A 13,048-nucleotide genomic window follows, 5' to 3' on the forward strand; every position below is an offset into this window, starting at 1 on the left:
CGCCGGCCCCTCAACCGGCCCCGAAGCCCAAGCCGAATCCGGCACCGCCGGCACCGGCTCCGGCTCCCGGCAGCAACGCGAGCATCGCCAACGCTGCGATCAACTATGCGATGGCGCGGCAGGCCGACCCGAAAGCAAAGTATGTCTGGGGCGGCAACGGTCCGGTCGGGTTCGATTGCTCTGGCCTGACGCAGCAGGCGTTCGCCAATGCAGGACGCAGCCTCCCCCGCGTTGCCCAGGCCCAGTTCGACTACGCGCCGCACAAGGTGCCGCTTTCCCAGCTTCAGCCCGGAGACCTGGTCTTCTGGGGCGAGCCAAACGCCCTCTGGCACGTTGGCATTTACATCGGCAACTGGCAGGTAGTCCACGCACTGAACCCGGACGTCGGCTTGACCGTCACTAATATCAGCCACATGTACGGCAAGCTGCACACATTCGGTGCCCGCTGGGCCGTCTAGCCTGCACTGCTTAAAAGGGGCGGGCCCGGAACCTTTGGGGGTTCCGGGCCCGCCCTTCTGCAACCTGCGGTTATTCGGCGTCCGGCAGGGGGCCGAAGTTGCGGCGGTCGTCCAAGCGAGGGTCATGCTTGTCCGGCACCACCATGACGGGGCCCTTGGCATGGTGCAGCACGCCCTGGCTGGTGGAGCCCAGCAGCATGCCGGCGAAGCCGCCGCGGCCGCGGGTACCAACCACCAGCAGTTCGGCGGTGCGTGACGCCTCGATCAACAGTTCCACCGGGGAGCCGTCCAGTACTTCACCGGTGACGCGCAGATCGGGGAAGTGGCTCTTGAGCCATGCCACGCCGGCGTCGAGCTGCTCACGGATATCCGCATAGAGCGCCTCGCGGTCCAGCGGTGCCGGTACCCACGCCAGCGAGCCGGTGAACGGCGGCATGGCGCAGATGACCTTCAGCGGATAGCCGAGCCGCTCGGCCTGCTCTGCGGCGACCAAGGTGGCGTTGCGTGCCTGCTCGGAACCGTCGACCCCCACCACGACGACCTTCTGGACGTCCTCGGGGCGGATTGCCTGGTCCTTGGACCGGGGAAGCTCGATGTCCAGGTCGCCGAGGCGCGGCGCGCAGGCCAGCGGAATCGTCACCGTCGGGCAGGAAGCGTGGGCCGGCACGGCACTGCTCACAGAGCCCAGCAACCGGCCCATGAACCCGCCGCGGCCGCGCGTACCGACCACGACCAGCTCGGCCTGTTCCGAGAGCTCCAGCAGCACCCCGGCGGCGTCGCCGGTTTCCACCCGGGCATCGATGTCCAGGCCGTAGCCGGTAACTTTGGACACCGCCTGCTCGAGCACGGCTTCGGCGCCTTCGCGGATCACGGAATCATCCAGCGTGGCATAGCCGGCATCCATGCTGGAGGCAGCGAAGACCGGAACGGTGTAGGCGGTCACGACGTGCAGCGGGGTCCTGCGCCGTTGCGCCTCCTCCGCAGCCCAAACCAACGCGCAGATGCTCTGATCGGAGCCGTCAACTCCGACGACAATGCCGCGGGGTGCCGCGCCCTGTCCGGCGTCTGAACCTGTGGCTTCTGTCATTCGTTCCGCCTCCCTCAACGTCGCACGGGCATCCTCGCCCGCTACCCTCAGCTTACTCTGCAACAAAGCGCTTCTCAGTGGCCGAAAAGTTATGTAGGCTTCGATGAAAATTGTGTTAAATAACAGTTTCACAATGCGTGTGCGGGCGGTCCGTTCGCCGCCCGAGGTTCTCGCTACCGTACAAGGAGTCCGTGCAGTGAGTGGCGTTTCCGTACCAGAAGTGCCTACCGAATACACCACCACGGTGGTCATCGGTTCCGGGCTGCCTGGACTGGCCGTGGCGAGTGAACTCAGCCGCCAGGGCGTGTCGTCGATCGTCGTGGAGGGGTTGCTCCCCCAGCCGGCCGACCAAGGACGCAGGTCCCCGCTGGCGGACTCGGCGCACCGGAGCGAACGCAACGACCTGCTGCGGTTGCTGCAGGCGTACGCCGCCAGCCATGCGCTGGACATCCGCCACAGCACCCATGTCTGCGGCGTCACCAAGACGTCGGAGAAAACAGCGTCGGCCGCTCAGGCGGAGGCGTCCAGGCCGACGGCTGCCTCCGCGGCCCACGCGCCCGCGATCAGCAGGGACAAGAACCAGAAGTGGGTCATCCGCACCGAAAACGGCTTGCTGGTCGCCGATTCCGTCGTCCTGACGGGCTGCGCGCAGAACCAGATGCGCCGGCTGCTCCGCAGCCTGGGCATCGCGGCCGGCGAAAACCTTGCCTCCGTCCTGAAAGCGATCGGCCTCTACCTGGTCGGCGTGGCGGATCTGTTGGCGCCGAGCACACGCGAGATCATCCGGCAGGCGAAAGTCGCCGGCAGCGCCATCGCGTCCACCTCCGGACCGGCCGTCGCCTGACGACGGGCAGGCGGAGAACAGCGGCGGCGTACGCTCGTCGCTGGACCCCGTGCAGGCGGGAAACAGCGGCGCCGTACGCCGGCGCGTGCCGCGAGGGGCTAGAATTTTGGGGAAATCCCTGACCATACCACTTACCTGTGGAGGACACCCCCATGCCCCAAAAGGGAGCAGTAGCCGCCAAGACTTCGGTGCTCGACCGCTACTTCGAGATCACCAAGCGCGGCTCCAACTATTCGCGCGAAATCCGCGGCGGATTGGCCACGTTCTTCGCCATGAGCTACATCGTGGTGCTGAACCCGCTGATCCTGGGCGGCGCCGATTCGACCGGTGCCATGCTTGGTGCCGAGCGCGTCGCGGCGGTGACGGCACTGGTGGCCGGCGTGCTGACCATTGCGATGGGCGCGTGGGCCAAGTACCCGTTCGCCCTGGCGACCGGTCTGGGTGTCAACGCCTTCGTTGCCATCACGGTCGCGACCAATCCGGGCCTGACCTGGCCCGACGTCATGGGTTTGGTGGTGCTCTCCGGCATTACCATGCTGATCCTGGTGCTGACCGGGTTCCGGACCGCGGTGTTCAACGCCGTGCCGCCCAGCCTGAAGACCGCCATCGTGGTGGGCATCGGCATGTTCATCGCCCTGATCGGTCTGGTCAACGCCGGCTTCATCCGCCGCATTCCGGACGCTGCGGGCACCACCGTTCCGGTGGGCCTCGGGTTCGACGGCGTGCTGCTCGGCTGGCCGACCCTGGTCTTCGTCGTCGGCCTGATCCTGACCATCGCCCTGGTGGTGCGCAAGGTCAAGGGCGGCATCCTGATCGGCGTACTCTCCGCTACCGTGCTCGCGGTGGTCATCGAAGCCGTGGCCGACGTCGGACCGTCGGTGGGTCCGGACGGCTTCAACCCGCAGGGATGGTCCCTGGTGGTGCCCGAGCTGCCGAACGGCAACTGGGTGGGGCTGCCCGACCTGAGCCTGGTCGGCCAGGTCAGCCTCTTCGGCTCCTTCGGAACGCTGGGCTTCACGGCTGCTTCCCTGCTGGCCTTTGCGATCCTGCTGAGCATCTTCTTCGACGCCATGGGCACCATGGTGGGCCTGGCCAACGAGGCAGGACTGACCGACAAGCAGGGCAATATTCCGCACGTGGACCGCGTGCTGATCGTCGACGCCGTGGGCGCGATTGCCGGCGGCGCCGGATCGGTCTCTTCCAACCAGATCTACGTGGAATCCGGCGCAGGCATCGGCGAAGGTGCGCGTACCGGCCTGGCCAACGTCGTCACCGGCCTGCTGTTCCTCATCGCCATGTTCTTCACACCGCTGATTTCGTTGGTGCCGTTCGAGGCAGTGGCGCCGGCGCTCGTCGTCGTCGGTTTCATGATGGTGTCCCAGGTGGGCAAGATCGACTGGTCCGACTGGGGCGTGGCCATCCCGGCCTTCCTGACCTTCACGCTGATGCCGTTCACGTATTCCATCGCCAACGGCCTGGGCGCAGGTTTCATCGCCTACGTGCTGGTGCGCACGTTCCAGGGCCGGGCCAGGGAGATCCACCCGCTGATGTGGATAGTGGCCGCCGCCTTCGTGCTCTTCTTCGGCATCGGGCCGATCGAGCAGCTCATCGGCTTCCGCTGACCGCAGGTCCGCCGAGGCGAAAGGGACCGGTACCGCCGCAACGGGTGGCACCGGTCCCTTCGGTTTTAGTCGCTTGGCTCGCGCCGGCGCGTCTAGGCCTGGGCCCGCACTTCCGCTTCCGTGCGTGCCAGGTCGGCCCGGTCCAGGTCGCGGAGGGAGGCGCCCTTCGTTTCGCGGGTGAAGATCACCGCCACGACGGTGATGGCCGAGGCGACCACCAGGTACAGGGCAACCGGCAGCCAGTGCTCGAAGTCCTTCAGCAGCGTGGAGGCGATGATCGGGGCGAGCGAACCGGCGAAGATCGACGTCACCTGGTAGCCCAGCGAGACACCGGAGTAGCGCATCCGGGTCGGGAACATCTCGGCCATGATGGCCGGCTGCCCCGCATACATCAGCCCGTGCACGGCAAGGCCCAGGAAGATCGCGGCCAGGATGATGATCGGGTTCTGCGTGTCGAACATCGGGAAGGCGACGAAGGCCCAGACCCCCGACAGCACGGCGCCGGCCATGTAGACCGGGCGGCGGCCAATGGTGTCCGACAGGCGTCCGTAGAACGGGATCACGACGAAGTGGAAGGCGTGCGCCAGGATCAGCAGGCCCAGCACCGTGGTGACATCGAAGTCGTGAACGGTCTTCAGATACGTGATGGAGAAGGCCACCACGATGTAGTAGATGATGTTCTCCGCCACGCGCAGCCCCATGGCAGTGAACACGCCGCGCGGGTACTTCTTCATCACTTCCACGACGCCGTAGGACGTGGCCTTCACCTTGGCGGACTCGGCCTGGGCTTCCAGGAAGATCGGCGCCTCGGTGACCTTGGTGCGGATGTAGTAGCCGACGAGCACGATGACCGCAGAGAGCCAGAAGGCAACGCGCCAGCCCCAGGCCTGGAACTCGGCCTCGGAAAGGATGCCGGACATCACCCACAGCACTACCGTGGCCAGCATGTTGCCCATCGGCACACCCGCCTGCGGCCAGGACGCCCAGAAGCCGCGCTTGGCAGCCGGGCTGTGCTCGGCCACCAGGAGGACCGCGCCGCCCCATTCGCCGCCGATGGCAAAGCCCTGGACGAACCGCAGCACCACCAGCAGGCCCGGGGCCCAGTAACCGATCTGGTCGAACCCGGGCAGGCAGCCCATCAAGAACGTGGCGGCACCGATCAGGATGATGCTCACCTGCAGCAGCTTCTTCCGGCCCAGCTTGTCGCCGAAGTGGCCGAACACGATCCCGCCCAGCGGCCGGGCGATGAAGCCGACGGCGAACGTGACGAACGCGGCGATGATCGCGTCCAGTTCGGTACCCGCATCCGGGAAGAACAGGGCGCCGAAGACCAGCGTGGCCGCGGTGGCATAGAGGAAGAACTCGTACCATTCCACGACCGTGCCGGCCATGGAAGCGGTGACGACCTTGCGCAGGACCGACGGCGGCGACTCGTGCGTCGTGCCGGATCCGGGTCCGGTGGGGGTAGCGTGGGCGCTCATCATTCTCCTTGCATGGCGTGCGGTTTATTGCGGCGTTTTCGGCCGGGACTCCCCCCGCACGCTGTGAGTGTGGTCACAAACAGACGTAGCCGAGTATTCCCCGCTCCCGCATGTGCATCAATGACAAACTTTGCAGGCATGGTCTGCAAAGATGCAGATATGCCACCCGCGCCGCAGTCCGCCAAGCCGGACGACCTGATCATCCTCCTCGCCGTCGCACGCACCGGCCGGTATACCGTTGCCGCCGAGAACCTGGGCCTGAACCACACCACCGTCTCGCGTCGCATCGCCGCCGTCGAAAAGGCCCTGGGCGGCCGCGTGTTCTCCGGGGCGCCGGGGGGCTGGGAGCTGACCGACCTGGGCCGGAAGGCGGCAGCGGTGGCCGAGCGGATCGAAGAATCGCTGACGGAGCTCGGGCGCACGCCGGATCAGGCCGACCGGTTGGCCGGGGTCGTGAGGATGTCTGCCACCGACGGTTTCAGCGCGTTCGTCGCCGCCCCGGCGATTGCCCGCCTGCAGCAGCACCATCCCAGGCTCAGCGTGGAGATCGTTACGGCTGCCCGCCAGGCCTCGCAACACCGGCCGGGCCTGGATTTCGAAGTCGTCGTCGGGCGGCCGCAGGTTATCCGTGCCCGATCCATCCGGCTGGGCAACTATGTACTGGGCCTCTACGGTTCCCGGGACTATCTGGCGGAACACGGCGCACCGGACAGCGTGCGCGCGGCCATGAACCACCCGCTGGTCTATTTCGTGGACTCCATGCTGCAGGTCGACGATCTCGACGCCGCGCGCCGCTTGCTGCCGGCGATGGCCACCGCCCTGGGTTCCACCAACGTTTTCGTCCACGTAGAGGCAACCCGCGCCGGCGCCGGCCTCGGCCTGCTGCCCTGCTTCATGGCCAACCGCCACCCGGATCTGGTCCGTATCCTGCCGGGGGAACTGGAGGAGCGGCTCGGGTACTGGCTGGTGGCCCGCCCGGAGTCGCTGCGGCAACCGGCGGTGGCGGCGGTCGTTGATGCGCTCAGGCGCGAGACCCGCAGCCGGGAAGCCGAGCTCCTGGGGAAGGGGACCGGCACACGGTGAAAGGATTAATGACCGAGATGCCGGGCACTGCACCTAACTTGGGGGGATTAGGTTGTCAGCACCCGGCATCCGGCGCCGGATTGAATCCGGCTGAGCAGACATAGCGCTCCAGCCACCATCCATAGTGTCGAAGCCGTTCTTTCTATGCCTGCCTCCGGAGAGCCAGCCGCAAGCGGCTCACTCCCGGGCCTAGTACGGCCGCTGCGCGGCCGTTCGTGTCCATCTTACAAACAATTTCCGGCCGAAGTCATAACGTTCCGGGAAAGGGTACTAATTGGCCGGCCGGTCTTGCCGGATCGCCGATCCTCTGCAAAACTTCTCTACCCTCGGCCCATCCCACAGCTGTGCCGGCATGGCACCGTGCAGCAACTCCCGGACGAGTCCCGGACCGTTTTCCAGCGGCTGGTCGCTGGCAGCGATGACCACGTTTCCGTGCCGGCGGCCCTTGAGCATCGGCGGATCGGCAATGATCACCCGGTGCTCGAACACCTCGCCGATGGTCGCCGCCTCCTCGCGGGCACCGATCAGCCGGGGTGTGTCGCCGCAGTTCACCAGATAGACCCCGCCGGGCGAGAGGACGCGCCGCACCGCGCGGGTGAATTCCAGCGTGGTCAGTCCGTACGGGGTCTCGCTGCCGGAGAAGACGTCGCGGACCAGCAGGTCCCGGCTGTCCTCGCTCAGTGATTCGGTGACCGCCCGTGCTTCACCCACCCGGATGCGTACCAACGGCGCACGCGGGATGTCGAACCACTGGCGCACGAGGTCGGCCAGCTTCGCGTCGATCTCGACCACTACCTGGCGCGCCTCGGGGTACACGGCCGCCAGGTAGCGGGCCATCGAGCACGCCCCGCCGCCCAGGTGCATAGCACGCAGCTTGGCCCCGGGTCCCCAGCGGGATGCGATCAGCGCCGCCATCCAGCGCATGTATTCGAAGTCCAGCCGCAGCGGGTCGCCGACCACCACGTGCGAGGACTGGACGCCGTTGATCTTGAGCAGCCAGCTGTCCGCCGAGTCGGGCTCGCGGACCAGCTCGGCTATCCCGGAGGAAATCTCATAGCGCCCCTCGGCCGGCCCGCCGGACGCCTCCGGCTCCCGTGCCGCCTCGGCACGGGTGCTTCGCCGTGCCATCGGCTACTTGACCAGCGCCAGCGCGAAGCCGTCCCAGCCCTTGCCGCCCACGGTCTGGATCGCTGTGGCGTCCAGGCGCGGGTCGGAGCCCAGCAGCGCCAGCGCATCGCGGGTGCCGCGGATGTCGCGGTCCTCCGCGTCGCCGCCGTCGGTCAGCACCTTTCCCGACCGCACCACGTTGTCCACCACAATCAGGCTGCAGGGACGCGTCAACCGCAGGGCCCACTCGACGTAGTGCCGGTTGTTTTCCTTGTCCGCGTCGATAAACACCAGGTCGAACGGCCCGACGCCCTCTTCGGCCAGCCGCGGCAGGGTTTCCAGTGCGGCGCCCACCCGGATGCTGGCCTTGTCCGCGACGCCGGCGGCCTCCAGGTTCCGCTGCGCCACCTCGGCGTGCCGCGGTTCGTACTCGCAGCTGACCACTTTGCCGTCGTCCGGCAGTCCGCGGGCCAGCCAGATGGTGCTGTACCCGCCGAGCGTGCCGATCTCCAGCACCTTGCGGGCACCGCTCAGCCGGGCCAGCAGCATCAGCAGCTTGCCCTGGGTTGCGCTCACCTCGATCGCCGGCAGGCCTTCTTGCGCGGCCCCCTCCCTGGCTGCGACCTGGGACTGGTCCTCCCCCACCAAGGTGACGGTCAGGTAATCTTCGACGGCGGTCCACGCCGCTTCCGAATGGACGTCCGGCAGGCCCGGCTGAACGGTCACTGCTGCTCCTGTTCGGCGATCGCGGCCTCCAGCCGGTCGACCTTGCCGTTGAGCTCGCCGTAGTATCCCGGACGGATGTCCGCCTTGAGCACCAGGGACACGCGCGATCCGTGACGGCCCACGGCCTCGGTGGCACGCTTGATCACGTCCATCACCTCGTCCCACTCGCCCTCGATGGTGGTGAACATCGCGTCGGTATGGTTCGGCAGCCCGGATTCGCGGACGATCCGGACGGCCTCGGCAACCGCGTCATGGACCGAGGCATCGTGGGGTGCGGGACCGGCGACAGGCACCCCGGAGGGTGCAACAGAGAAGGCTACAAGCATGGCTTCAGTCTTCCACAGCACCCGTGCCGGCGCACAGGTCCGGTGTCACCTGCCGCAACCGCGGGGCCTCGGCCCGCACTGCACGTGACGCACTTTACATGCATTTGCATAAAAAATAGCGGGTTTTGAGGCTAGGCTGGACATACGGGTTTCGCACCCGCACCGTTCCGCCGGTCCGTTCCACCGGTCGCCTGCGGAATGCCACCATCCGCAGCCGAGCCACAGGAGACCCCATGAAAGCCTGGCAGTTTACCAATACCCACGAGCCGCTTGAACTGAACGAAGTCGAGGAGCCGACCGCCGCACCCGGCGGCGTCGTCATCGACATCAAGTCGGCCGGGTTGTGCCACTCCGATGTCGGCATGCTTGAGGACGAGGGCTGGCTCTCGACGCTGGCCAAGCGCCCCATCACCCTCGGCCATGAGGTGGCCGGCGTCATCACCGAGGTCGGCGAAGGCGTCACCGACTGGAAGGTCGGCGACCGCGTGGGCTGCTGCCCGACCACCCCGGCCGGCGCCCCCGGCTATGCCTTCGACGGCGGCTTCTCCTTTAAGACCGCCATTGACCAGCAGGCCCTGGTCCGCATCCCGGACAACGTCAGCTTCGCCCAGGGTGCGGCCGGCACCGATGCCGGCATGACCAGCCACCACGCCGTCATCGCCAACGGCCAGGTCAAGGCCGGTGACAAGGTCGGCATCATCGGCTTCGGTGGCCTTGGTTCCATTGGCGCCCGCGTGGCCGTTTTGGCCGGCGCCGATGTCTACGTCGCCGAGGTCAACGAGAAGATCTGGGACCAGGCCAAGGAGACCGGCGCTAAGGACGTGGCGAAGTCCATCGCCGAGTTCAAGGAGATCGGCCTGGACGTCGTCGTCGATTTTGCCGGCTTCGGCACAACCACCGCCGAGGCCATCGAGACGGTCCGCCGCGGCGGCCGCGTGGTCCAGGTCGGCATGGGCCGGCTGGAATCGACTATCAGCACCAAGGCCCTGATTCTCTCCGAGGTCACCCTGGTCGGCTCGCAGGGCGGCACCCGCGACGACGTGCAGGGAGTCTACGATTACTTCGCCACCGGCAAGCTCACTCCTACGATCACCGAGATCACCTTCGAGGAAATCCCGGAGGGCCTGGAGAAGCTGAAGAAGGGCGAAGTCGTCGGCCGGCTGGTCGCCAAGATCGCTGACTGACCCCTCACCGAATGATTGACGACGGCGGTGCGAACCGCCGTCGTCGTTCTGCCTTAAGCCGCGCCGCGCGGTTGTGCGCCGCCCGCCGTTGCCGTGGGCCGTTCGCCGTCACCCGGCCACCCGACCAGGCCGCCGTTACCCCAGCCGCCCGCGGTTATCCCCAGCCGGCCAGGCGGAGCAGTGCGGCCGCGGCGGCGCCGGCGATGACCACCACCAGGAACGGCGCGCGCAGCAGCAGGGCGACCGCGGCGGCCAGCAGCGCCCCGACCCGGGCGTCGAACACCAGGTGCTGGCCGGTGGAGAAGGCGTTAACGACGGTCAGCGACGCGAGCAGGCCGATGGTCATGGTGGCGGCGACCCGGGACATGTGCTGGTTCTTCATCCACTTGGCGGGCACGAGATAACCGGCCAGCTTCGTGAGGTAGGAGATGACGCAGGCGGCCAGGATCCAGATCCACAGGCTCACGGTGTCCCCCTTCCGTCCCGGCTGCCGGCCGGATCGTCGCGGCCCGCGGCCCGGCCCTCGGACCTGGCGAGCATGTGGGGCCCGTCGTGCTCGGCATACGGCTCGTCGTAGGGCTCGATGTCCGGCGCCATCCCGGCGGGAATGGGTTTGTGGGTGAACCAGCCGATGGCGGCCGCGACCGCCGCCGCCACGAGGATGGGCACGCCGCTGGGCACAAACGGCACGGCCAGCAGGGTGGCCAGGGCGCAGGCAACCGCAATGGCGGCCGGCTCCGTGCCCTTCAGCCTCGGCCACAGCAGCGCCAGGAACGCGGCGACGGCGGCTCCGTCCAGCCCCCACTGCCTCGGGTCACCCAAGGCGTTGCCGGCCAAGGCCCCCACCAGCGTGAATAGATTCCAGAGCAGGAATATACCTACGCCGGCGGTCCAAAAACCGCGCCGCTGCTCGCCGGGGTGGTCCTGGCCGGACGCCGTGGCGGTGGATTCGTCGATGGTCACGTGGGCGGCCAGCGGCCGCCACCAGCGGGACGGGGAAACGAGCGCGTTCATCTGCATGCCGTAGATGCCGTTGCGGATACCCAGAAGGGCGGAAGCAGTCATCGCGGCCAGGCCGGTGCCGCCGCCGCCGATCACGCCGATGAACGCGAACTGGGAGCCGCCGCTGAAGAGCAGCAGGCTCAGCGCCATGGTCTGCCAGAGGTCGAGTCCCGATGCCACCGACAAGGCGCCAAACGACACCCCGTACAACCCGGTGGCGATGGAGATGGACAGCCCCACCTTCACGGCCGGGGACTGGAGAAACTTCACCCGTCTACAGTAGCCGGGAAGGCAGCCGCTCCGCCGCCCGCCCGCAACCGTGGATATCGCTGTGGAAACTGTGGAAACGGCCCGGGGAAGCGGGGGCTAAGCGGCCGCGACCAAGCGGCCCCGCCTACACGGCTCCCCCCAAACGGCGCGCCTACACGGCTTCCTGCGCGTGGCCGTTGATGGCGTCAGCCGCACGGATCAGCGCCAGGTGCGAGAACGCCTGCGGGAAGTTGCCGGCCATCCGTTTGTTCACCGTGTCGTACTCCTCGGCCATCAGCCCCAGGTCGTTCGCGTAACCGACCAGCCGGTCCATCAGGTCGCGGGCGTCGCCGATCCGCCCGGAGCGGGCATACTGTTCCACCAGCCAAAAGCAACAGGCCAGGAACGGGTGCTCGCCCGGAGCCAGCCCGTCCAGCCCCGACTCGGTCCGGTAGCGCAGGATCAGTCCGTCCGCATCCACGAGCTCCCGCTCCAGGCGGGCGACGGTCCCCAGCATCAGGTCGTCGTCGTACTTCACGAAGCCCACCTGCGGCAGCACCAGCAGCGAGGCGTCCACCTCGGTGCCGTCATAGGTCTGGGTGAAGGAGTTGATCTCCCGGTTGAAGCCGTGCTCCATGATCTCTTCGCGCAGCTTGTCGCGCAGCTCCGCCCAGTGCTCGGCTTCGCCGTCCAGGCCGTGCTCCTGCACCGCCCGCACGCCGCGGTCGAACGCCGCCCACATCATCACCCGGGAGTGGGTGAAGTACTTCCGTTCGCCCCGCATCTCCCAGATGCCCTGGTCCTTCTGGTCGAAGTGCTTCTCGATGTAGTGCAGCATGGCCTTCTGCAGCGGCCAGGAGAAGTGGTCCTCGGTGCCGCCCATGTTGCGCAGCTTCTCCAGCGCGACCATGACCTCGCCGATCACGTCCGCCTGGTACTGGCCCACCGCGCCGTTTCCCACGCGGACCGGCGCCGACCCTTCGTACCCGGGCAGGTGCGGGATGATCCGTTCCTCCAGGTCGCGTTCGCCGGCCACCCCGTACATGATCTGCAGGTCTTCCGGATCGCCGGCCACCGCGCGCAGCAGCCAGTTGCGCCACTGCAGCGCCTCGTCTTCGTAGCCGTGGGTCATCATCGATTCGAGCGTCAGCGCCGCATCGCGGAGCCAGACGTAGCGGTAGTCCCAGTTCCGTTCCCCGCCGAAGGACTCCGGCAACGAGGTAGTCGGCGCGGCGACGATCCCGCCGGTTGTCTCGTGCGTCATGGCGCGCAGCACCAGCAGGGAACGCTTGACGATGCCGTGGTACTCCCCCTGGGGCGGGAACCGCGAGCACCAGTTCTGCCAGTAGTTCACCGTTTCCGCCAGCGCGGTGTCGACGTCGATCGCCGGCGGCACCGTCCGGTGGGACGGGAACCAGCACAGTTCGAAGTCGACCGTCTCGCCGGCCTTGACCGTGAATTCGCCCTCATGCCGGCGGTTCGCGGCGCGCGGCAGGCGCTCCCCGTGCAGCACCAGCGCGTCCGGGCCGGCGATAGCGACGATCGATTCCCGGCCGGTGGCTTCGTCGTGCACGCGGTTCACCCACGGCACCACGTCCCCGTAGTGGAACCGCATGATCAGTTCCTGCCGGATGGTCATGTCGCCGGAAAGGCCCTCGACGCGGCGGACAAGGGATGCCCGGCGGTCGCCCACCGGCATGAACTCGGTCACCAGTGCCTCGCCGGTTGCGCTCTTCCAGCGGGTCTGCAGCACAAACGTCGACGGAATATAGGAGCGTTCAACGACGACGGCGCCTCCTCGATCACTTTCTGGTGCCGGCGCTGCAGCGAGCATTCGCGCTCCCCGAGGTGGATGGCGTTGCCGTGCCGGTCGCACAGC

13 protein-coding genes and 1 pseudogene are annotated in these 13,048 nt (G+C 67.6%); 5 read left to right on the forward strand and 9 right to left on the reverse strand.

Going from position 1 to position 13,048, the window contains the following annotated elements; genetic code table 11:
- A partial coding sequence (locus AC5RV2_RS08540; RefSeq protein WP_494092004.1) for a C40 family peptidase occupies nucleotides 1–458 on the forward strand: 458 nt, incomplete at its 5' end.
- Nucleotides 459–528: 70 nt separating this feature from the next.
- Here the strand turns inward: AC5RV2_RS08540 and AC5RV2_RS08545 are convergent.
- Entirely contained in the window at nucleotides 529–1,545 is a 1,017-nt protein-coding gene (locus AC5RV2_RS08545; RefSeq protein WP_494065491.1) for a universal stress protein, read from the reverse strand.
- 196 nt (nucleotides 1,546–1,741) lie between these two features.
- On the opposite strand from AC5RV2_RS08545, the gene AC5RV2_RS08550 reads away from it, so the two are divergent.
- A complete protein-coding gene (locus AC5RV2_RS08550) occupies nucleotides 1,742–2,389 on the forward strand; it encodes an FAD-binding protein (RefSeq protein WP_494092005.1) in 648 nt (215 codons plus the stop codon).
- A 152-nt stretch (nucleotides 2,390–2,541) separates the two neighbouring features.
- A complete protein-coding gene (locus AC5RV2_RS08555) occupies nucleotides 2,542–4,011 on the forward strand; it encodes an NCS2 family permease (protein WP_494092006.1) in 1,470 nt (489 codons plus the stop codon).
- 92 nt (nucleotides 4,012–4,103) lie between these two features.
- Here AC5RV2_RS08555 and AC5RV2_RS08560 read toward each other — a convergent pair whose 3' ends face one another.
- Nucleotides 4,104–5,492 carry an MFS transporter gene (locus AC5RV2_RS08560; protein WP_494092007.1) on the reverse strand — a complete coding sequence of 463 codons (1,389 nt, stop codon included), beginning with the start codon at nucleotides 5,490–5,492 and terminating at the stop codon, nucleotides 4,104–4,106.
- Nucleotides 5,493–5,651: 159 nt separating this feature from the next.
- On the opposite strand from AC5RV2_RS08560, the gene AC5RV2_RS08565 reads away from it, so the two are divergent.
- Nucleotides 5,652–6,575 (forward strand): LysR family transcriptional regulator, encoded by a 924-nt coding sequence (locus AC5RV2_RS08565; protein ID WP_494092008.1) that lies wholly within the window; start codon nucleotides 5,652–5,654, stop codon nucleotides 6,573–6,575.
- A 270-nt stretch (nucleotides 6,576–6,845) separates the two neighbouring features.
- On the opposite strand, the gene AC5RV2_RS08570 is transcribed toward AC5RV2_RS08565, so the two are convergent.
- The 3 genes from AC5RV2_RS08570 to AC5RV2_RS08580 are packed head-to-tail and all read right to left on the reverse strand — an operon-like array spanning nucleotide 6,846 to nucleotide 8,734.
- The gene (locus AC5RV2_RS08570; RefSeq protein ID WP_494092009.1) at nucleotides 6,846–7,703 is read right to left on the reverse strand and encodes a spermidine synthase; all 858 of its coding nucleotides are present in this window, start codon (nucleotides 7,701–7,703) and stop codon (nucleotides 6,846–6,848) included.
- Between the two features lie 3 nt (nucleotides 7,704–7,706).
- On the reverse strand, nucleotides 7,707–8,408 hold the full coding sequence (locus tag AC5RV2_RS08575; protein ID WP_494092010.1) for an O-methyltransferase: 702 nt from the start codon (nucleotides 8,406–8,408) through the stop codon (nucleotides 7,707–7,709).
- A complete protein-coding gene (locus AC5RV2_RS08580; protein WP_494001978.1) occupies nucleotides 8,405–8,734 on the reverse strand; it encodes a thiamine-binding protein in 330 nt (109 codons plus the stop codon). Before AC5RV2_RS08580 ends, AC5RV2_RS08575 begins: the two co-directional genes overlap by 4 nt.
- A gap of 233 nt (nucleotides 8,735–8,967) precedes the next feature.
- Here AC5RV2_RS08580 and AC5RV2_RS08585 point away from each other — a divergent pair, with 233 nt between their 5' ends.
- A complete protein-coding gene (locus tag AC5RV2_RS08585; RefSeq protein ID WP_494092011.1) occupies nucleotides 8,968–9,918 on the forward strand; it encodes a zinc-binding dehydrogenase in 951 nt (316 codons plus the stop codon).
- Nucleotides 9,919–10,072: 154 nt separating this feature from the next.
- Here AC5RV2_RS08585 and AC5RV2_RS08590 read toward each other — a convergent pair whose 3' ends face one another.
- From AC5RV2_RS08590 to AC5RV2_RS08605, 4 genes and pseudogenes are all read right to left on the reverse strand, one after another.
- Nucleotides 10,073–10,384 (reverse strand): AzlD domain-containing protein, encoded by a 312-nt coding sequence (locus AC5RV2_RS08590; protein ID WP_494092012.1) that lies wholly within the window; start codon nucleotides 10,382–10,384, stop codon nucleotides 10,073–10,075.
- On the reverse strand, nucleotides 10,381–11,190 hold the full coding sequence (locus AC5RV2_RS08595) for an AzlC family ABC transporter permease (protein WP_494092013.1): 810 nt from the start codon (nucleotides 11,188–11,190) through the stop codon (nucleotides 10,381–10,383). Before AC5RV2_RS08595 ends, AC5RV2_RS08590 begins: the two co-directional genes overlap by 4 nt.
- Nucleotides 11,191–11,341: 151 nt before the next feature.
- Nucleotides 11,342–12,868, reverse strand: coding sequence for a glycoside hydrolase family 15 protein (locus AC5RV2_RS08600; protein ID WP_494092014.1), 1,527 nt, complete (start codon nucleotides 12,866–12,868; stop codon nucleotides 11,342–11,344).
- A gap of 89 nt (nucleotides 12,869–12,957) precedes the next feature.
- A pseudogene (locus tag AC5RV2_RS08605) lies at nucleotides 12,958–13,048 on the reverse strand (ATP-binding protein); the annotation flags it as partial.

This window comes from Arthrobacter sp. Y3225116 (assembly GCF_059091245.1).